22 protein-coding genes are annotated in these 17,903 nt (G+C 63.6%); 10 read left to right on the forward strand and 12 right to left on the reverse strand.

All coding sequences use genetic code 11. The features are described 5' to 3' along the window. Positions 1–58 precede the first annotated feature (58 nt). The 4 genes from O4H62_RS19935 to O4H62_RS19950 form a co-directional block, all read right to left on the reverse strand. Positions 59–1,057, reverse strand: a complete 999-nt coding sequence (locus tag O4H62_RS19935) for an MDR family oxidoreductase (RefSeq protein ID WP_269390524.1) — start codon at positions 1,055–1,057, stop codon at positions 59–61. A 77-nt stretch (positions 1,058–1,134) separates the two neighbouring features. Then, the gene (gene lspA, locus O4H62_RS19940) at positions 1,135–1,644 is read right to left on the reverse strand and encodes a signal peptidase II (RefSeq protein WP_269390526.1); all 510 of its coding nucleotides are present in this window, start codon (positions 1,642–1,644) and stop codon (positions 1,135–1,137) included. Continuing rightward, on the reverse strand, positions 1,641–2,507 hold the full coding sequence (locus tag O4H62_RS19945; RefSeq protein ID WP_269390527.1) for a TrmH family RNA methyltransferase: 867 nt from the start codon (positions 2,505–2,507) through the stop codon (positions 1,641–1,643). The genes lspA and O4H62_RS19945 overlap by 4 nt, the downstream gene beginning before the upstream one ends. Further along, entirely contained in the window at positions 2,504–3,700 is a 1,197-nt protein-coding gene (locus O4H62_RS19950; RefSeq protein WP_269390528.1) for a class I SAM-dependent methyltransferase, read from the reverse strand. Before O4H62_RS19950 ends, O4H62_RS19945 begins: the two co-directional genes overlap by 4 nt. A 155-nt stretch (positions 3,701–3,855) precedes the next feature. On the opposite strand from O4H62_RS19950, the gene O4H62_RS19955 reads away from it, so the two are divergent. After that, positions 3,856–4,311: an SRPBCC family protein gene (locus O4H62_RS19955; protein ID WP_269390530.1), complete on the forward strand. Its 456-nt coding sequence runs from the start codon at positions 3,856–3,858 to the stop codon at positions 4,309–4,311. A 96-nt stretch (positions 4,312–4,407) separates the two neighbouring features. On the opposite strand, the gene O4H62_RS19960 is transcribed toward O4H62_RS19955, so the two are convergent. Together O4H62_RS19960 and O4H62_RS19965 are read right to left on the reverse strand one after the other, a co-directional pair. Beyond that, a complete protein-coding gene (locus O4H62_RS19960; protein ID WP_269390532.1) occupies positions 4,408–5,406 on the reverse strand; it encodes an alpha/beta fold hydrolase in 999 nt (332 codons plus the stop codon). Between the two features lie 162 nt (positions 5,407–5,568). Beyond that, the gene (locus tag O4H62_RS19965) at positions 5,569–5,979 is read right to left on the reverse strand and encodes a MerR family transcriptional regulator (RefSeq protein WP_269390533.1); all 411 of its coding nucleotides are present in this window, start codon (positions 5,977–5,979) and stop codon (positions 5,569–5,571) included. A 73-nt stretch (positions 5,980–6,052) separates the two neighbouring features. Here O4H62_RS19965 and O4H62_RS19970 point away from each other — a divergent pair, with 73 nt between their 5' ends. Together O4H62_RS19970 and O4H62_RS19975 are read left to right on the forward strand one after the other, a co-directional pair. Further along, complete coding sequence (locus O4H62_RS19970) at positions 6,053–6,757, forward strand: cation transporter (RefSeq protein ID WP_269390535.1); 705 nt, start codon at positions 6,053–6,055, stop codon at positions 6,755–6,757. Positions 6,758–6,904: 147 nt separating this feature from the next. Continuing rightward, positions 6,905–7,594, forward strand: a complete 690-nt coding sequence (locus O4H62_RS19975; RefSeq protein ID WP_269390537.1) for a glutathione S-transferase family protein — start codon at positions 6,905–6,907, stop codon at positions 7,592–7,594. A 55-nt stretch (positions 7,595–7,649) separates the two neighbouring features. On the opposite strand, the gene O4H62_RS19980 is transcribed toward O4H62_RS19975, so the two are convergent. The 3 genes from O4H62_RS19980 to sppA all read right to left on the reverse strand — a co-directional run bounded on the left by O4H62_RS19980 (position 7,650) and on the right by sppA (position 9,440). Beyond that, entirely contained in the window at positions 7,650–8,000 is a 351-nt protein-coding gene (locus O4H62_RS19980; protein WP_269390539.1) for a LapA family protein, read from the reverse strand. A gap of 169 nt (positions 8,001–8,169) precedes the next feature. Then, the gene (locus tag O4H62_RS19985; protein ID WP_269390540.1) at positions 8,170–8,460 is read right to left on the reverse strand and encodes an integration host factor subunit beta; all 291 of its coding nucleotides are present in this window, start codon (positions 8,458–8,460) and stop codon (positions 8,170–8,172) included. Continuing rightward, on the reverse strand, positions 8,457–9,440 hold the full coding sequence (sppA, locus tag O4H62_RS19990; protein ID WP_269390542.1) for a signal peptide peptidase SppA: 984 nt from the start codon (positions 9,438–9,440) through the stop codon (positions 8,457–8,459). Before sppA ends, O4H62_RS19985 begins: the two co-directional genes overlap by 4 nt. A 260-nt stretch (positions 9,441–9,700) precedes the next feature. Here sppA and lptC point away from each other — a divergent pair, with 260 nt between their 5' ends. From lptC to ptsN, 6 genes are all read left to right on the forward strand, one after another. Then, positions 9,701–10,381, forward strand: a complete 681-nt coding sequence (lptC, locus tag O4H62_RS19995; RefSeq protein ID WP_269390543.1) for an LPS export ABC transporter periplasmic protein LptC — start codon at positions 9,701–9,703, stop codon at positions 10,379–10,381. A gap of 1 nt (position 10,382) precedes the next feature. Next, positions 10,383–10,937: an LptA/OstA family protein gene (locus O4H62_RS20000; protein WP_269390545.1), complete on the forward strand. Its 555-nt coding sequence runs from the start codon at positions 10,383–10,385 to the stop codon at positions 10,935–10,937. Positions 10,938–10,960: 23 nt separating this feature from the next. Next, a complete protein-coding gene (gene lptB, locus O4H62_RS20005; RefSeq protein ID WP_269390909.1) occupies positions 10,961–11,740 on the forward strand; it encodes an LPS export ABC transporter ATP-binding protein in 780 nt (259 codons plus the stop codon). Between the two features lie 237 nt (positions 11,741–11,977). Beyond that, on the forward strand, positions 11,978–13,531 hold the full coding sequence (gene rpoN / locus O4H62_RS20010) for an RNA polymerase factor sigma-54 (protein WP_269390546.1): 1,554 nt from the start codon (positions 11,978–11,980) through the stop codon (positions 13,529–13,531). Between the two features lie 246 nt (positions 13,532–13,777). After that, positions 13,778–14,350: a ribosome hibernation-promoting factor, HPF/YfiA family gene (hpf, locus tag O4H62_RS20015; protein WP_269390547.1), complete on the forward strand. Its 573-nt coding sequence runs from the start codon at positions 13,778–13,780 to the stop codon at positions 14,348–14,350. Positions 14,351–14,474: 124 nt separating this feature from the next. Next, positions 14,475–14,939, forward strand: coding sequence for a PTS IIA-like nitrogen regulatory protein PtsN (gene ptsN, locus O4H62_RS20020; protein ID WP_269390548.1), 465 nt, complete (start codon positions 14,475–14,477; stop codon positions 14,937–14,939). 190 nt (positions 14,940–15,129) lie between these two features. Here the strand turns inward: ptsN and O4H62_RS20025 are convergent, their stop codons facing one another. Then, positions 15,130–15,387 (reverse strand): DUF1150 family protein, encoded by a 258-nt coding sequence (locus tag O4H62_RS20025; RefSeq protein ID WP_152010663.1) that lies wholly within the window; start codon positions 15,385–15,387, stop codon positions 15,130–15,132. Positions 15,388–15,442: 55 nt separating this feature from the next. Continuing rightward, positions 15,443–15,874, reverse strand: coding sequence for an Hsp20 family protein (locus tag O4H62_RS20030; RefSeq protein WP_269390551.1), 432 nt, complete (start codon positions 15,872–15,874; stop codon positions 15,443–15,445). A 164-nt stretch (positions 15,875–16,038) separates the two neighbouring features. Between O4H62_RS20030 and O4H62_RS20035 the strand changes: the two genes are divergently transcribed. After that, complete coding sequence (locus O4H62_RS20035) at positions 16,039–16,977, forward strand: nucleoside hydrolase (RefSeq protein WP_269390553.1); 939 nt, start codon at positions 16,039–16,041, stop codon at positions 16,975–16,977. Positions 16,978–16,982: 5 nt separating this feature from the next. Here O4H62_RS20035 and O4H62_RS20040 read toward each other — a convergent pair whose 3' ends face one another. Continuing rightward, positions 16,983–17,882: a ribokinase gene (locus O4H62_RS20040; RefSeq protein ID WP_269390555.1), complete on the reverse strand. Its 900-nt coding sequence runs from the start codon at positions 17,880–17,882 to the stop codon at positions 16,983–16,985. Between the last annotated feature and the right edge of the window lie 21 nt (positions 17,883–17,903).

Here is a 17,903-nt window from a genome sequence, read left to right on the forward strand (position 1 = left end):
AGCACGGGCCCCGTGAGCAAAGACTTCAGCGAAACCGTCAAATTTTAGAGATTGCGCATTAGCTCTTCTTCATGTCGACAACCACGCGTCCGCGGATCTTGCCGTCGATGATCGAATGCGCGGCGTCGACGATGCCGTCAAAGCCGATTTCGGTCGACAGCGCCTCGAGCTTGTCGAGATCCAGGTCCGCGACAAGGCGCGACCAGGCCTCCTGCCTGAGCGCCAGCGGCGCCATAACCGAATCGATGCCGAGCAGCGAGACGCCGCGCAGGATGAACGGCGCCACCGATGTCGGCAGATCCATGCCCTGCGCCAGGCCGCAGGCCGTCACCGCGCCGCCGTAGGAGGTCATCGACAACACGTTGGCCAGCGTATGGCTGCCCACTGCGTCCACCGCGCCGGCCCAGCGCTCCTTGTTGAGCGGCTTGGCCGGGCCCGAAAGTTCGTCGCGATGGATGACCTCCGAGGCGCCGAGGCTCTTGAGGAAATCGGCTTCCTCGGTGCGTCCGGTCGAGGCGATGACTTCGTAGCCGAGCTTGCCCAGCACGGCGATCGCCACGGTGCCGACGCCGCCATTGGCGCCGGTGACCACCACCGGGCCGCGACCGGGCGTGATGCCGTGACGTTCGAGCGCCATCACCGACAGCATGGCGGTGTAACCGGCGGTGCCGATCGCCATCGCCGAACGACCGTTCATGCCCTCGGGCATCGGGATCAGCCAGTCGCCTTTCAGCCGCGCATAGGCGGCATAGGCGCCTGTGTGCACTTCACCGACGCCGAAGCCGTTGAGGATCACCTTATCGCCAGTCTTGAACCGCTCGTTTTCGGAACTGACCACCGTACCGGCGCAATCGATGCCGGGCACCATCGGCCAGCGCCGCACCACCGGTCCCTTGCCGGTGATCGCCAGGCCGTCCTTGTAGTTGATGGTGGTCCATTCGACCTCGACGACCACGTCGCCCTCCATCAGATCGTCAAGGCTAAGCTCGGTCACATTGACTGACATCACCTTGTTTTCGTCGCGTGTGAGCAGAATGCCCTTGAAACGGTCTTGCATGGAAGCTCCTCTACTAATGTTGGTCCAGACTGGCCCGCTCGGATCTCAAGATCAAGGGCAGTGTGCTGGCTGGATTGTCAGGTTCTTTTCTTGCGCTCGCTGATGGTGGCGATCACTTCATCGAGCACGATCAGCGTGGCGCCGATGCTGATGAAGCTGTCGGCCAGGTTGAAGACCGCAAACGACCAGGTCTCTGTGTGAAACAGGATGTAGTCGACCACGTGGCCATAGACGGCCCGGTCGATCAGGTTGCCGAGCGCCCCGCCGATGATCAGCGCAAAGCCCAGATGCGCAATGCCGCGGTCCGAAGGTGTCCGCCACCACAGATAAAGCACGAAGACGATCACCAGCAGCGTCAACGCCAGCAGGCCAGAATCGGGCAGACCCTTGAGCAGCGAAAACGCGATCCCCTCGTTCCAGGTGCGGTAGAGCGCGAACATCGGGATCACCGGCACCAGTTCGTGAAACGGCAGCCGGGTCTCGACCAGCCACTTGATCGCCTGGTCGATCGCAACCGCGCCCCCGACAAGCGAGATCATCGGCACGATCCGGCTGAGCGCCGATGGAGTCTTCACGCTTCCGCTCATGCGCCGGGCTCGCCAAGTTCGAGCAGATGCCTGCGCGCCTCGAACAGCATGACGCCTGTGGCAATCGCCAGGTTGAGCGAATCCGCCCGTCCGGTCTGCGGAATCCGCGCCAGCTTGCCGCAGGCGCCGGCCAGCGTATCGGGCAGGCCCTGCTGTTCGTTGCCCATCAACAGCACCACCGGCTGGCCCTTGTAACCGATCGTCCGGTAGTCGACGCTGCCCTTGAGGTGACTGCCGACCACCAGAGCGCCGGTTTTCTTCGTCCAGTTCAGGAACTCCGCCTCGCTGGCCCGCACCAGCGGAACCGCGAACACCGATCCCATGGTGGCGCGCACCGTTTCCATCGAGAACGGATCGACGGTTTCGCCGATCAGGATCACCCCGGATGCGCCCGCCGCGTCGGCGGTGCGGATGATGGTGCCCAGATTGCCCGGGTCGCGGACCCGGTCGAGCGCGATCCAGGTCTCGTCCCGCGCCGGCGAAATGCCGCCGAGGGCTTCGAGTTTTTGGTCGAATACGGCGATCACCGCCTGCGGATTGTCGCGCCGCGTGATCGCGGTCAGCACCTTCTCGCTCACTTCCAGCACCAGCCCGCCGCGCGCCACCGTCAGCGCCGCGATCTTTTCGACCTGGCCCTTGCCGCGCTGTGCCTTGGCGTAGATCAGCGTCCGTATGGTCCAGCCGAGATCGATCGCATCGATCACCAGCTTCAGCCCCTCGGCGAGAAACGTGCCGCTCTCGTCGCGATGCTTCTTCATCGACAGCGCACGGATGTCCTTGATGATCGGATTGGAGAGGCTGGTGATGTCCTTGACCTGCCCGACCCGCGCCGCGCCGCCTTTTGAAACTTCAGGATCGCTCATTGCGGCAACCACCTTGAGTAAAGCGATGTCGACAGCGCCCGGCACTCGTCGGTGTCCGGCTTGCCGCTCTCGCGGATGATCAGTTCGCCCGATTCCACCCGTCCGCCGGCGCCGCGCATGGTCTCGCGCATCAATTCGTGCGTCGCGTAGAACGAGGCCCGGATCGAGTACGCCGTCAGCACCAGCCCGACCGGCTTGTCGCTCAACAGCTCGCGGCAGATGTCGAGCATCAGCGGCAGGTGTTCGAACAGCTGCCAGACTTCTCCGTTCGGTCCGCGGCCGAATTTGGGCGGATCGGTGAGAATGATGTCGTAGCGATTGCCGCGGCGCTCCTCGCGGGCGATGAACTTCATCGCATCCTCGCAGATCCAGCGGATCGGCCTGTCTTCGAGGCGCGCCAGCGCCTGGTTCTCCCGCGCCCAGCCGATCGCCTTCTTCGACGCGTCGACATGGGTGACCTCGGCTCCGGCCTTGGCCGCCACCAGCGAGGCGACGCCGGTGTAGCCGAACAGGTTGAGCACCTTCAGCGGCCGTTTGGCTTCCGTGATCCGGTCCGCCATCCAGCGCCAATGGGCGATCTGCTCGGGAAACACCCCGACATGGCGGAACGAGGTCAGCCGGCCGTGAAAGTCGACGCCGAGCAGTTTCATCGGCCAGGTTTCGCCCAAGGGTACATTGGGAAATGCCCAGCGGCCGATGCCGTCCTCGTCGGTGTCGCCGGTAAACACCGCGTCTGCCTTGTTCCATTCTGCATCCGGAAGCCCGCGGCCCCACAGCGCCTGCGCTTCCGGGCGGACGATCCTGAGGCTGCCATATTGTTCGAGCTTCTCGCCCTGGCCGGCCTCGTTCAGCCCCATGTCGAGCAGCTGGTAGCCGTCCTCGTTGCCGGTTTCCAGGATCAGCGGCGCGGTCTGGCGTGGCAGTGCGCCCTGCCGCTTGTTAAGCGGCCGGATCGGCGCTTGCGGCTGGGTGTCCATTCGCCGTTCGGCAGTCTGACGCTCCGCCGGTTTGCGCTCCGGTCTCGCGCGCTTGTCCTGCTGCGGCCCGGCCTGGGCCGGCTTTGACCACGGCTTGGCGTCCCTGGGCTTGTCCTCACGCGGCTTGCCGCCTCCGGGTCTGCCGCCCTTCGGTCTGGCATCCCCCGGTTGGCCGGGGCCGCCGCGTCGTAGCTTCTGGGTGCGCTTGTCGGCCAAAATCCGAAATGTCCAGTCGTTGTCTGCGGTCAGCGCCTCGGCGGCGGCATGGCCGTGGATTTCAAGTGAGTTTGGACATAGCAATCCGATATGCACTTGGCAAAGCCGTTTTCGGTTTGCATAGATAGGGCAGCATTCAGGGAGGAATATGTCCGATGGAAATGAACGGCGAAGAACGCATTGCCGCCCCGCGCCAGCTGGTCTGGGAGGCGCTCAACGATCCCGATGTGCTGCGCGAGTGCATTCCCGGCTGCGAAAGCCTCGAAAAGAGCTCCGACACCGAAATGTCGGCGACGGTCAAGATCAAGATCGGCCCGGTATCCGCCAAGTTCACCGGCGAGGTGACGCTTGAAAACATCAATGCGCCGGAAAGCTACACCATCTCCGGCGAGGGCAAGGGCGGCATCGCCGGCTTCGCCAAGGGCGGTGCAGATGTCAAGCTCGTCGAGGACGGCACGGAAACCGTTCTGAGCTATGTGGTGAACGCCCAGGTCGGCGGCAAGATCGCCCAGCTCGGCTCTCGCCTGATCGATTCCACCTCGAAAAAGCTCGCCGGCCAGTTCTTCACCAAGTTCAATGAAGTGGTGAGTGCGAAGGCCGCGGGAGCGTAGGGCTCGCCGGGCGAGCCGGCGCCGATCCGGTAGCCAGGCTGCGCCATCCGTCTCCTCGTCGCAAAGTCCTGCTGCAAGTCCGCGATCGGGCGTCTCTCAGGGAGACGCCTTCGGGTCCAGTTCCGCGGGCGCGGTATAGGATGCGCGCAGGAAGGTGCCGATGCGGTCCCGTATTTCGTCCGCATGTCCGAGCAGCAGATGCCCGCCATCCGGCAGCGCCATCAACTCGGCGCCGGCAATGCTCTCAGCCGTCTGGACGCCGATCGCGAACGGGTTGATGCCATCATCCTGCGCGTGCACCACCAGCGTCGGCGCCTTGATTGCCGAGAGATCGTAGCCGGTCGACGGATCGATTGCCGCTCCCTCGTTGCGCAGGCCTGCAACCCGTCCGGTGACGGGCAGGAAGGCGTCGACCAGTCCCGAAACGAAGGCCTGGTCCTGCTTGCTCAGATGCGCGCGCGCCTCCGCGCTGACGTCGAAGAACGCATCCAGTTGGGACGGGAACAGCCTGACAACGGTCCAGAAAATGAAATCCGAGCTGAACAGCGCCTGGTACACCCAGGCCGGGATGGCGAGATCCTGGTCCGCAGCGGTCAGCGGCGTATAGGGCGCCGCGGACAACAGCACCAGTGCGGACGTCCGCTCCGGGAATAGCCGGACGAACTGGAGTGCCGGCGGAACCCCACCGGACATCGCCAGCACCGCGACCTTGTCGACGCCCAGCGCATCGATGAGATCGGCGAAGGCCTCCGCCTGCGACACTGTTGAGGCGTCTTCAGGCAATTGCGAGCGCAGATAGCCGAACCGGGACACCGATATCCACCGGTATCCGTCGCCGCCGAACATCATCGGCAGCAGTCGGCCCTGGTCGTAACCGCCGCCCGCTCCATGCACGACAAGCACGGCGGGGCCGTCGCCCCAGGCTGTGAACTCGATCGGACCGTGGCGCGTCGCGACCAGATCGCTGCCTGAGGCAAGGCGTTCAGTGATGCGGTTCATGTCTGCGATGCAGGCGGTCAGGCCCGCTGCCACCGCGATAGCGGCACCGGCCAGACCGGTCACGAGCCATCTGCGCGCCGATGATGTCCTGTCCATTGCATCTCCTGCGGCCACCCGGATTGCCGCTTCTCAGCATGTCCTGCGCCGGGCTGCTTTTCCTTGATGTGCATCAACAGGCCGGCGGCCAGCGGCCGATGGGCCTCAGGCGATCCGGGACGATTAGGGATCGCCGCAAAGACGGATCCGATGCCTTCTGGCTCAGTGGTCCGTTTCGCACAGGCCGTGGTCGGCCAGTGTCTCGATCACCGCGCAGTCCGCAATGTTGTCGGCATCGCAGCCCGAAATCCGCTTCAGCTCGTGCTCCAGTCGTTTGAGCTTCGCGATCCTGGCCTGCACGTCCTCAAGCCGGCGCGCCGCCATGTTGTGGGCGTCGCGGCACGGCTTCTCCGGGTGCTGGCTCAGTTCCAGAAGCCCCCTGATGTCGTCGATGGAAAATCCCAGCTGGCGGGAATGGCGGATGAAGGACAGGCGCTTGAGACCGTCCTTCGAATAGCGGCGCTGGTTGCCTTCGGAGCGTTCCGGCGCGGCGATCAGCCCCATCTGTTCGTAGTAGCGGATGGTCGGAATTTTCACGCCGGTGCGTTTGGAAAGCTCGCCGATGGAAAACATGCAGAATACCCCTTGAACCTATAGCCGCTAGAGAGATTATATTTGTTCCGAACCGACAGGCAAGGACAATGAAATGACACATCAACACCCCGCCGCCGAGCAGTCATGCAACGCCGACACCTCTGCGTGCGGATGCGCCGGCAATCCCAGATTTGACGGCATGGATCGGTCCTACAAGCGCATCCTGTGGACCGTGATCGCCATCAACGCGGCGATGTTCGTGGTCGAGATGTCGGCTGGCCGGCTGGCGGGCTCGCAGGCGCTGCAGGCCGATGCGCTCGATTTTCTCGGCGACGCGCTCACCTACGGCTTGAGCCTTGCGGTCATCGGCATGAGCCTCAAGGTCCGCTCCACAGCTGCCTTGCTCAAGGGTGTCAGCCTGCTGCTGATGGGGTTCTGGGTGTTCGGCTCCACCGCCTACCAGATCCTCATCCTCGGCGTTCCCAAGGCCGAGATCATGGGAGTGATCGGCATTCTCGCGCTTGCCGCCAACCTGGCCAGCGTGTTGCTTCTGATGCGCTACAAGGACGGCGACGCCAATGTGCGCTCGGTCTGGCTGTGTTCGCGCAACGACGCCATCGGCAATGTCGCGGTCATGCTGGCGAGCGCCGCCGTCTGGGTCACCGCATCCGCCTGGCCCGACCTCGTCGTCGCCATCATCATGGCCGGACTGTTCCTGCGCTCCGCCCAGCTCATTCTGGTCCAGGCCTGGCGGGAATACCGCTCCGGCGAGGATCTGGGCGCTCTGGCAAGCCATGGCCACGACCATGCGCACTGATCGAATGGCGGATGCAGGGCCTGTCGGGCGGCAAGGGGCAGTCTGCTGTCACTTCCTGTCACCATGGCAATGGTAGGCAGGCCGGGTGTGAATGGCGGATGTCCCGCTGTCATCCGACCCTGCGAACCCGTCTGACAAGGAACCGCCATGAAACTCTATTCCGGTCCGCTGAGCCTCTATGCCCGCAAGGTCGAGATCGCGCTGCGCGAGAAGGCGATCGCATTCGAGAGGATCATGGTCTCGTTCACCCAGGAGGCCGGCTACCGGCCCCGAAACCCGGTTGTGATGGTGGCCAATCCGAAGGGGCAGGTTCCTGTGCTGCAGGACGGCGACCTGACGCTCTACGATTCGACCGTCATCCTCGAGTATCTCGAGGACGCCTGTCCCGGACCCGCGCTGATGCCCGCAACCCCGGCCGAACGCGCCCGCTGCCGCCAGCTGGAGCTTTACGCCGATGAAGTCATGATCGTGCCGCTGCGCGCCCTGATGTACAGAACCGGTCCGCGGCCCGACGACGAGCAGCACTGGGCGGAGCTTGAACGCGGCGCTGCAGAGGCCGGAAGGGAAATCGCCGCCCAATGCGCCAGGCTCGGGCAGGTGCTCGGTGAGCGCGGCCGTTTCTTCGACGCCCTGAGCACCGCCGACATCGCGATCTTCATGATGCTGCTGTTCAACCAGCGGCTCGGCGGCCCGTCGCTGCAGGCCACGCCGAACCTGATGGCCTGGTTTGCAGAGCTCTCGCTCCGCCCGGCCTTTCGGGCAATTCGGGATGAGATACGGCAGGCCGACCTGCAGCTCTCGAAGCCGGTGGACGGTGCCTATCCCGACATGACGTAAACCGCGCCGGCATTGACCGGCGCTTCCGGCCTTTTGCCGGCCTGAGCCACGCCTCTCAGGCAGCTGAGCGCTTTTCCGGCGCCGGCAGGGCGGCGGCGATCTGCTGGGCCTTGGCCTTTTCGCGATCGGCCTCGGTGCGCCATTTCACCGCTTCACTGGTCTTGGCCCGCACCTGTTTGCGGTGCTTGCCCTGCTTGAACCAGGTCGCCAGCGATCCGATGATCATGCCGACGATCAGGGCCGCGAACAGGAACACGAAGAACGGCAAGGTCACCGACAAGAGCTTGTCCGCCGGATCGAACGGGTTGAGCGCCAGCGTCACGGCCTGGCGGTTGGCCACCGACAGCATGATGAGAACGATGCCGAGCGGCACGAAAACGGCCAGTGCGATGATGCGCTTGATCATGTCTTGATCCAGTCTTTCAAGAGCCCGGGGTGCCTGAGGCGTGCCCGCGCGTTCATGCAATTGATGGCGGCAAGCGGGGTGACGGCGTCACCGCCCAGGCCGCCTGGCTGATCCCCCTCAGATAGGTGTGTGCTGCAACCGGCGCAAGCGCGGCCCTCGTCGTTCGGTCTCAGTCCTTGTCGTCAGGGTTGAGCCGCTCGCGCAGCTCCTTGCCGGTCTTGAAGAACGGCACCCACTTCTCCTCGACGAACACCGGTTCGCCGGTGCGCGGATTGCGGCCCGAGCGCGGCGGACGGTTCTTCACCGAAAATGCGCCGAACCCGCGCAATTCGACGCGGTTCCCCTCCGACAGCGCATCCGTGATCTCATCCAGTACGGCATTGACGATATTCTCGACATCCCGGTGATAGAGATGCGGGTTGCGCGCCGCAACCGCTTGAACCAATTCCGATTTGATCATTTTCCTCGCCCCAACTCGAAACTCTCCGACTGGCCGCCAACCTGCCAAACAGACACAAGGCCGTCAAGGAACAACTTGCCGCCCGACAGCCGGTCGATCTCACTGGACAGCGACACGGGAAAGCCCAGGAACTGCCGCACGATACTCGCCAGGCGGGTGCCGAGCAACAGGTTCGCGGTTTCGTCCGTGGGTTTCCAGTCGACGAAGTCGAGTGTGTCGTCGATATCGCGGCTCTTCAGGTAGGCGCGGATTTCCGTCTCGCCGCCGAGCGCGTCGACAAGTCCGTTGGTCAGCGCCTGCCGGCCGGTGAAGATCGAGCCGTCCGCCAGCGCCAGCACCTGGGTGCGATCCATCTCGCGCCGCGCCGCCACCAGGTCGACAAACCAGTCATAGCTGTCGAGCACCATCGACCGGATCATCGCCTTGGCCTCCTCGCTCGCCTCGTGGAAGGGCGAGGGTTCGGCCTTCAGCGGCGAGGACTTGATCTCTTCCAGTCGCACGCCGATCTTGTCGAGCAGTTCGCGGGCCTGCGCATACTGGAAAATCACCCCGATCGAGCCGACGATCGAGCTCTCGCCGGCAACGATGTGATCGGTCGATGCGGCGATCATGTAGCCGGCCGAGGCCGCCAGCGTGCGGATGTCGGCCACCACCGGTTTCGACTGGCCGGCCTTGACCAGAGCCTTGTGGATGCGCTCGCCGCCATAGGTGGTGCCGCCGGGCGACGAAATGGACACCACCAGCGCCTTCGCCGCATCGTTCTCCGCGGCGTCCGCGATCAGGTCGAGCAGCGGCTGATCGTCGGTGATGACGCCGCTGATGTCGATGCGGGCGATGTGATCGCCGTGCCGCCCTGTCCCCTGAAAGCGGGCAAACAGTCCTGCCGCCAGGGCGATTGCCACGACAATGGTCATGAACCGCCAGAAACTCAGCTTGCGCCGGATCCGGCGTCGATCGGCAAGAATGTCCGGGTCGGTCACGCGTGGTCCTCCGATGGTGGGTTGGGGCACAGGTCTACCGCAGCTTGGCAGGGTCGGCGGCTTCGGTCCTGTCCCGCCTCAGCTTTGCTTTTGCCATTGTCGGCGCGGCGTGGCAATCTCTGGCAACTGCTTCGCATTGTCACCATATTGGCATGCGAAGCCGACCGCAACCGACACCCGGGCAGGCAGCAGCCCCATGCTCGACCGGGACCCGATCTGACCCTATCTGGTGCCGACAGCCACCAGGACTGCAGGAACGAATGACCGCATCGCCAGTCTCCGAAATGCCAGACAGCGGCAGCTATGCCGGGCGTTCGCATGCCGAGTACCAGCGCGCGCAGGCCCATTCGCGGCTGGTCAGAGTGCTCAAGATCCTGTTGCCGCTGGCCGCTGCCTTCACTGTCGTGGCATTCGTCATCGTTTCCTGGCTCGACAATCTGGTGCCCGAAGGGGTGGGGATCGAATCCGTGGTGATCAAGGACGGCAAGCTCGTCATGCAGAGCCCGGTGATGAGCGGCCAGGGCCCGGGTGCGCGGCCCTACACGATGCGCGCCGCACGCGCAGTGCAGGACCTGACGTCGCCCGAGATCATCGTGCTCGAGGATATCTTCGCCGACCTGCCGGTTTCCGATGGCGACCAGGCGGTTCTCAACGCGGCCAACGGCACCTACAACCGGACGGCCCAGACGCTTGTGTTCGACAAGCCTTTCTCGGTGACCAGCCAGAGCGGCATGTCGGCGAACCTCCAGTCCGCCAGCATCGATCTGGCCAACGGTGCCCTGACCTCGGATGCACCTGTCTCGATAAGTTCGGGCGAAGCCTCCGTGGTTGCGCAATCCATGCAGATGACAGATAAGGGCCGCGTCATCATCTTTCAGGACCAGGTCCGCATGACGATCAACCCCTCGGCACTAAAACCGAAGGCTGGAGCGACGAACTGACATGGCAACAACGCCTTTGCATTTCATCAGGATTGCCGTGGTCGTGATCGCGGCCGGCGTGCTTGCGCCTGTCTCCGGCGTCCTGGCCCAGACCACCGAAAGCCGGATGTCCGGCCTGGCCCTGTCGAGTGACGAGCCGATCCAGATCGAGAGCGACCTGCTCAAGATCAACGAGGAAACCAGCCAGGCCACCTTCACCGGCAACGTCAAGGTGGTGCAGGGCGACACCGTGCTGCAGGCGGGCGAGATGATCGTCAACTACTCCAAGGGCGGCGGTTCTGTCGCCTCGGGTTCCGCCGATATTCGCGAGATCGAGCTCTACAAGAAGGTGCTGATCCGCTCTGGCACCCAGACCGCCACCGCCGATACCGGCAATTTCAACATGGCCGAAGAGGTGCTCGTGCTTTCCGGCGAGAAGGTCGTGCTCACCGATGCCGACAACGTCTTCATTGGGTGCAAGCTCACTGTGCAGATGAAGAACGGCCAGGCCAAGCTCGACAGCTGCGGTCGCCGCGTCATGATTCAGCTTGACCCCAAATCGCGACCCAAGCAGTGATCCGGGCGCTCTTCTCATCCCTCATAGACGGAAATACAGGCACGGACGTTGCGCAGACATCCGGCGATCCGGCGCGCTATGACGGGACGCTGATTGCCCGCAACCTGACCAAGTCCTACAAATCGCGCCGGGTGGTGGACGGTGTCTCGCTCGGCGTCCGCCGCGGCGAGGCGGTGGGGCTTCTCGGTCCGAACGGCGCCGGCAAGACCACCTGCTTCTACATGATCACTGGTCTGGTGCCGGTGGATGCCGGCTCGATCGAGATCGACGGGCATGACGTCTCGAGCCTGCCGATGTACCGGCGTGCCCGGCTCGGTGTCGGCTACCTGCCGCAGGAAGCCTCGATCTTCCGCGGCCTGAGCGTCGAAGCCAATATCCGCGCCGTCCTCGAGGTGGTGGAAAAGGATCGCGCCAAGCGCGAGGCCAAGCTCGACAGCCTGCTTGAGGAATTCCACATCTCGCATCTGCGCAAATCGCCCTCCATCGCCCTGTCCGGCGGTGAGCGCCGGCGGCTGGAAATCGCCCGCGCGCTGGCCTCCGATCCGACCTTCATGCTTCTCGACGAGCCCTTTGCCGGTGTCGACCCGATCGCGGTCGCCGACATTCAGGATCTTGTCCGCCATCTCACCCGCCGCGGCATCGGCGTGCTGATCACCGATCACAACGTCCGCGAAACCCTGGGCCTCATCGATCGCGCCTACATCATGAATGCAGGCGTGCTGCTGACCCACGGACGGCCGCAGGATATCGTCGCCAATCCCGATGTCCGCCGGCTTTACCTCGGCGAGCAGTTCTCGCTGTAACGGCCTGAACCCGGCTGCATGCCCCGCTGCTGCCATCTTCCAGGGCATTCGAGCGCGAATGCGAGGCATTTTTACCCTGTCCATAGGTCGCACTTGACCCGAAGGGAGAAAAAAGCAATTTTCGGGCCAGATGGGTCGATGGGGTGTCGCTGGAGGCATCCCGAATCCGGACAGAATGGACACGGCAGGGCTGCCATCCAGGCTGACGGCGGCCCGAGCGGGGAGTAGTGCGTCGCCATGGCCTTGTCAGCCGGTCTTCAATTGCGTCAAAGCCAGTCGCTGGTCATGACGCCCCAACTGATGCAGTCGATCCGTCTTCTGCAGTTCAGTCATGTCGAGTTGACCCGGTTCATCGAGCAGGAGGTGGAACGCAATCCGCTGCTCGAACTGGTGAGCTCCGAAAACGATCAGGCGGATACCGGCGCGGAAGCGCCGGTCGAGGCGCCATCGGCGCAAACCGCCTCCAGCGACATGGGCGATGACGCCGCCTGGACCGGCTCGACCGAAAGCCAGGCCGAGCGCATGACCTCCGAGATCGATGCCCGCTACGAGAACGTCTTCCCCGACGATCACGGCACGGAGCGTATGGACCAGCCCGAATTCATCGACAACTGGAAATCCATGCCGGGCAGCGAGGGCGGCCATGCGGGCGAGGGCTATGATCTCGATGATTTTGCCTCCCGTGCCCCGACCCTGCGCGATCACGTGGCCGAACAGATCGCCTTCGCCTTCTCCGATCCCGCCGAACGGCTGATCGCCACCGAGCTTGCCGATCAGCTCGATGCCGCCGGCTACATGGTTGGCGACATGGCCGAAACCGTCGAGCGGCTGGGCGCCGATCCCCGGCAGGTCGAGGCGGTTCTGACGCGATTGCAGGAGTTCGAACCTGCCGGCCTGTTTGCCCGCTCGCTGTCCGAATGCCTTGCCCTGCAACTGGCGCGCAAGGACCGGCTCGATCCGGCAATGGCGGCGCTGGTCGACAATCTTGAACTGCTGGCCCGCCGCGATTTCGGCGCGCTGACACGGATCTGCGGCGTTGATGAAGAAGATCTGCTCGACATGATGGCCGAGATCCGGGCGCTGGATCCGAAGCCCGGAACCCGGTTTGAAACCGGATCGAGCGAGATGATCGTCCCGGATGTGTCGGTGCGCCCGTCATCCGATGGCGGCTGGAACGTCGAACTCAACCCGGACACTCTGCCCAGGGTGCTTGTCAACCAGACCTATTTTGCCACAGTGACCGGCAAGATGCCGAAAAATGCCGCGGGACAGGAGTTTCTCAGCGAATGCCTGCAGACGGCCAACTGGCTCGCCCGCTCGCTCGACCAGCGCGCGCGGACCATCATGAAGGTGGCCACCGAGATCGTCCGCCAGCAGGACGCCTTCCTGCTGCACGGCGTCGATCATCTGCGGCCGCTCAACCTCAAGGCCGTGGCCGAGGCCATCGGCATGCATGAATCCACCGTCAGCCGGGTGACCTCCAACAAGTACATGATCACGCCGCGCGGCGTGTTCGAGTTGAAATATTTTTTCACTGTCTCCATCGCTTCGGCGGAGGCCGGCGGCGACGCCCATTCCGCCGAATCAGTGCGCCATCGCATCCGGGTTCTGGTCGATCAGGAATCCCCCGAAGCGGTGCTTTCCGATGACGATCTGGTGGATTTGCTGAAGAAATCCGGCGTCGAGATTGCCCGGCGCACGGTCGCCAAATACCGCGAAGCCATGGCCATTCCGTCGTCCGTTCAGCGGCGTCGGGAAAAACGCGCCCGGGCCCGTGCGGCAGCGGTCTGATCACCGTCGTACAATGGTTTGAAATTGCTCTCTATTTAAGCAAGAGATGTGCCAAACTTGACAGGCGGAGTGCATCGGCGTAGAAGCCCGCCGCATTGGGTGACGCGGTTTGTTGGCGCGCCTCAACCCGGATATGTCAAGCGAAAAATTGCTTGGACCGGGCCAATTGACCGCCGCCGGACGCTTGGATGAGCGCCGCGCATGGCTTAGACTAAATTCCCAAGTCATAACAAGAAGGGATGACCCATGAGCGTGCGAGTGTCGGGTAAGCATATGGAAATCGGCGAGTCTTTCATGACCCGCATCGAGGACCAGGTTACAGGTGCGGTCCGGAAATATTACGATGGCGGCTTTTCAAGCCACGTGATCGTCGAAAAGTCCGGGTCGCGTTTTACAGCTGATTGCAAGATCCATCTTGATACCGGTGTGGTGCTGCACGCGACCGGTGAAGCTCAGGATCCCCAGCTTGCTTTCGACGCCGCGGCGGAACGCGTGGAAAAGCGCCTGCGCCGCTACAAGCGCCGCCTCAAGGATCATCATGCCAACAACCAGCAGGCACAGGCCGAACTGGCCTATGCTGTGGTGGATTCGGCGAGCGATGATGCGGCCGAAGTGCCCGAGGATTATGCACCGGCGATCATCGCCGAAAGCACCAAGCAGCTGGTGACCATGAGCGTCGCCAATGCAGTGATGGCCCTCGATATGACGGATGAGCGGATCCTGATGTTCCGCAATGCGGGCAATGATGCCCTCAATGTTGTCTACCGTCGTGACGATGGCAACATTGGCTGGATTGACGCAGGCGGGATCAAGTCCTGACGGCGTTGGCTGATATGAAATAGGGCTGCAGGCCACGGGTCGCCTGAACCGGCAATGGCCTGCAACCTTTCACATGAAGCGAACAATGAGGTCCGGAACGCGGACCCAAAACAAGGAATTCAACATGGCGCTTGCTGATCTGATTGCGCAGAACTCCGTTCTGCCTGCGCTCAAGGCAAACTCCAAGAAACAGCTGTTGCAGGAACTGGCGGCCAAGGCCTCGGAAGTCACCGGACTTCCCGAGCGCGAAGTGTTCGACGTCATCCTGCAGCGCGAGCGGCTCGGTTCCACCGGCGTTGGCAATGGCATTGCCATCCCGCACGGCAAGCTGGCCTCGCTCGACAAGATCGTCGGCGTGTTTGCGCGCCTGGACCAGCCCGTCGATTTCGAGGCGCTGGACGACCAGCCGGTTGACCTGGTGTTCCTGCTGCTGGCTCCCGAAGGCGCCGGCGCCGATCACCTCAAGGCGCTCTCGCGCATCGCCCGTGTCATGCGTGACAGCGAGATGGTGGCCAAGTTGCGCGCCACCGACAACGCCGCCTCGCTGCATGCCTTCCTGACCGAGGAGCCCGCCTCCAACGCGGCTTGAACCCTGCCAGGCGGCGTCCGCCGGGAGATGGTTCGCTCGAAGATTTCAGTTTGTGATACGCAAAAGCCCGAAAATCCATGAGGTTTTCGGGCTTTTTTGGTGTTCTCAGGCTGCCGTTCGGCAGTCTGCGGGCCTCAAACGATGCAACCGGCGCCCTAGTGCTGAAGACTATCTATGGACGCGGCCTGCATCAGTGCAGGGCGACGGTCTTGAGTTCGTCTTCGGCGGCGCGATAGAACGTGCTGGATCGGTTGTCGGTCAGAAGGATCGGCGTGCCGTCGGCGCCAAACAACGCCCAGAGCTCGAGGCCGGGATCAAGCACTGGCGCTTCAGGGAAGCGGGCGCTGACGTCCTCGGAGCGCATCTTGCGGATATAGCCGATCTTGCCGGCGCCCAGCAGGGCCAGATCATTGGCGGACAATTGGGTTTTTCCCGATTTTGCAATCACGTCGATTTCCTCCTGTAGGTGGCAGGAAACATCCTGTTGGCTCGAACTGTAATCTTCAGTCTCGAACCGAAATGTTAATTTTTCGCACCATGCGCTCCGGTTCGGGTCGAATTAGATCGACGGAAAGCAATCCGTTCTTCAATTCGGCGCTGACAACCTGCATCCCGTCGGCCAGCACGAACATGCGCTGGAACTGCCGTGCGGCTATGCCACGGTGTAGATATTCCCGGCCGTCATTGTCGGACTGGCGTCCGCGGATGACGAGCTGGTTCTCTTCCGTCGTCACCTCGAGATCCTCGTCGCAGAAGCCCGCAACGGCGAGTGTGATCCTCAGCCGCTCGGACTTGCATCCATCGGCCGAGGCACGGATCCGTTCGATATTGTAGGGCGGGTAGCCCTCAGATCCCTTGGCGATCCGCTCAAGGGTCTTTTCCATGGTGTCGAAGCCCAGCAGCAGCGGGCTCGAAAAGGGCGTCATGCGAGACATGGCTTGTCCTCGTTCTCAAGCGACAGGCGCCGGACCCTGTATCATTGGCATCCGGCATGCAGCTAATATGGGAACTTCATTGCGGCTTCGCAAGAACCTTGCTCCTGCACCGTTCACACTCTTAATGTCGCCCCAACCGAATCGCATATTCCGAAGGACCGACCATGACGCCGCGCAAGATCATCATCGACACAGACCCGGGCCAGGACGATGCCGCTGCGATCATGCTGGCGCTTGCCAGTCCGGAGCTCGAAGTGCTGGGGGTGACGGCGGTCGCGGGCAACGTGCCGCTCAAGCTGACGGCGCGCAACGCCGGCATCGTCACCGAGATCTGCGGCAGAGGCGATATCGCGGTCTATGCGGGGGCCGACAAGCCGCTCTCCCGCAAGCTGGTGACCGCCGAACACGTGCACGGCAAGACCGGCCTCGACGGTATCGAACTGTTCGAGCCCGCACGCCCCCTGGAGACACGGCACGCCGTCGACTTCATCATCGAGACGCTGCGCAACGAACCGGCCGGGACCGTCACGCTTTGCCCGCTCGGGCCGCTGACCAACATCGCCACAGTAATCGAGCGCGCTCCGGACGTCGTTTCCCGGATCAGGGAAATCGTGCTGATGGGCGGCGGCTTCTTCGAAGGCGGCAACATCACGCCCTCCGCCGAGTTCAACATCTTCGTCGATCCAGAAGCCGCGAAAATCGTCTTCGGCTCCGGCGTGGCGCTGACCATGCTGCCGCTCGACGTCACCCACAAGGTGCTGACCATGAAGGTGCGGGTGGAGCGCCTGCGCGCCAACGGCAACCGGCCTTCGGTGGCGATGGCCGACATGCTCGAGTTCTTCGAACGCTTCGACGAGGAGAAATACGGCACCGATGGCGGCCCGCTGCACGACCCGACGGTCATCGCCTGGCTGATCGATCCGGGCATGTTCGCCGGCCGCGCGTGCAATGTCGAGATCGAGACCGGCTCGGACCTCACCCTCGGCGCCACGGTGGTCGACTGGTGGAAGGTCACCAATCGCGCTGAAAACGCCTTCGTTGTCAGGGACGTCGACGCCGACCGTTTCTTCGATCTGTTTATCGAGCGGGTCGGCCGGCTCTGACGGGATCAGAGACGGGCATCGACATCGGCTGAGAGCGGAATTGACGGTTGTGCCCCGGGTTTGAGACAAGCCAGCGCACCGGCGACGGTCGCGCGCCGGACGGATGCGGCAAACTCCATCCCGGCATCGAGCCCTTGGGCCAGGTAGCCGCAGAACGTGTCGCCGGCGCCGACCGTGTCGACAGGCTTGATCTTGATCGATGGTACGTGCTCCGCCTTGCCGTCCCTGGCCCAGAGGACGCCGTCGCCGCCAAGCGTGACGATCAGGCACTGGCCGGTTCGGCCATGCAGCGCCTCGACTTCGGCCCGCGCCGCCTCAAGCGTTTCCGCCGGGCGGCCGGACAGCCGGGCGAATTCGGTTTCATTGGCAATGACGATGTCGGCAAGCGGCGCAAGCCGTTCGACCGCATCGGTCAGCGGCGCGATGTTGAGCACGCTTCTGACGCCCCTGGCCTTTGCCACCTTGAGCGCCGCCTCTATCGCCGCCTCGGGGATCTCCATCTGCAGCACCAGCGTGTCGCTCGCCGCCATTGCCGCCACGGCCTGTTCGGCGTCTTCAGCCGTCACATGGCCGTTGGCGCCGGGAATGACGGCGATCATGTTCTCGCCATCGCCGCCGACAAGGATCAGCGCCGTGCCGGTGGGGCCGTCGATGTGGCGGACGAGGCTCAGGTCAGCCCCTGCGTCATCAAGCAGCGCCAGCGCCTCGCCGGCAAAGGCGTCATTGCCGACCGCGCCGCACATCTTCACCGATGCGCCCGCCCGTTGCGCCGCCAGCGCCTGGTTGGCGCCCTTGCCGCCCTGCGCCGTGGTGAAATCGGTTCCTGCCACGGTCTCCCCCGGCTCGGGCAGCCGCGGCGTGGTGGCGATCAGGTCCATGTTGACGGATCCGATGACGGTAATCATGGCGGCCTCCTTTGCTCCCCG

Source organism: Parahoeflea alexandrii (genome assembly GCF_027214025.1).
In the GTDB taxonomy this organism is placed as follows: Bacteria; Pseudomonadota; Alphaproteobacteria; order Rhizobiales; family Rhizobiaceae; genus Hoeflea; species Hoeflea alexandrii_A.

Excerpts from the sequence above, each read along its gene's own strand:
- O4H62_RS19935 (WP_269390524.1), bottom strand. The coding sequence starts at position 1,057 with ATGCAAGACCGTTTCAAGGGCATTCTGCTCACACGCGACGAAAACAAG.
- lspA (WP_269390526.1), bottom strand. The coding sequence starts at position 1,644 with ATGAGCGGAAGCGTGAAGACTCCATCGGCGCTCAGCCGGATCGTGCCG.
- O4H62_RS19945 (WP_269390527.1), bottom strand. The coding sequence starts at position 2,507 with ATGAGCGATCCTGAAGTTTCAAAAGGCGGCGCGGCGCGGGTCGGGCAG.
- O4H62_RS19955 (WP_269390530.1), top strand. The coding sequence starts at position 3,856 with ATGGAAATGAACGGCGAAGAACGCATTGCCGCCCCGCGCCAGCTGGTC.
- O4H62_RS19960 (WP_269390532.1), bottom strand. The coding sequence starts at position 5,406 with ATGGACAGGACATCATCGGCGCGCAGATGGCTCGTGACCGGTCTGGCC.
- O4H62_RS19965 (WP_269390533.1), bottom strand. The coding sequence starts at position 5,979 with ATGTTTTCCATCGGCGAGCTTTCCAAACGCACCGGCGTGAAAATTCCG.
- O4H62_RS19970 (WP_269390535.1), top strand. The coding sequence starts at position 6,053 with ATGACACATCAACACCCCGCCGCCGAGCAGTCATGCAACGCCGACACC.
- O4H62_RS19975 (WP_269390537.1), top strand. The coding sequence starts at position 6,905 with ATGAAACTCTATTCCGGTCCGCTGAGCCTCTATGCCCGCAAGGTCGAG.
- O4H62_RS19980 (WP_269390539.1), bottom strand. The coding sequence starts at position 8,000 with ATGATCAAGCGCATCATCGCACTGGCCGTTTTCGTGCCGCTCGGCATC.
- O4H62_RS19985 (WP_269390540.1), bottom strand. The coding sequence starts at position 8,460 with ATGATCAAATCGGAATTGGTTCAAGCGGTTGCGGCGCGCAACCCGCAT.
- lptC (WP_269390543.1), top strand. The coding sequence starts at position 9,701 with ATGACCGCATCGCCAGTCTCCGAAATGCCAGACAGCGGCAGCTATGCC.
- O4H62_RS20000 (WP_269390545.1), top strand. The coding sequence starts at position 10,383 with ATGGCAACAACGCCTTTGCATTTCATCAGGATTGCCGTGGTCGTGATC.
- rpoN (WP_269390546.1), top strand. The coding sequence starts at position 11,978 with ATGGCCTTGTCAGCCGGTCTTCAATTGCGTCAAAGCCAGTCGCTGGTC.
- hpf (WP_269390547.1), top strand. The coding sequence starts at position 13,778 with ATGAGCGTGCGAGTGTCGGGTAAGCATATGGAAATCGGCGAGTCTTTC.
- ptsN (WP_269390548.1), top strand. The coding sequence starts at position 14,475 with ATGGCGCTTGCTGATCTGATTGCGCAGAACTCCGTTCTGCCTGCGCTC.
- O4H62_RS20030 (WP_269390551.1), bottom strand. The coding sequence starts at position 15,874 with ATGTCTCGCATGACGCCCTTTTCGAGCCCGCTGCTGCTGGGCTTCGAC.
- O4H62_RS20035 (WP_269390553.1), top strand. The coding sequence starts at position 16,039 with ATGACGCCGCGCAAGATCATCATCGACACAGACCCGGGCCAGGACGAT.
- O4H62_RS20040 (WP_269390555.1), bottom strand. The coding sequence starts at position 17,882 with ATGATTACCGTCATCGGATCCGTCAACATGGACCTGATCGCCACCACG.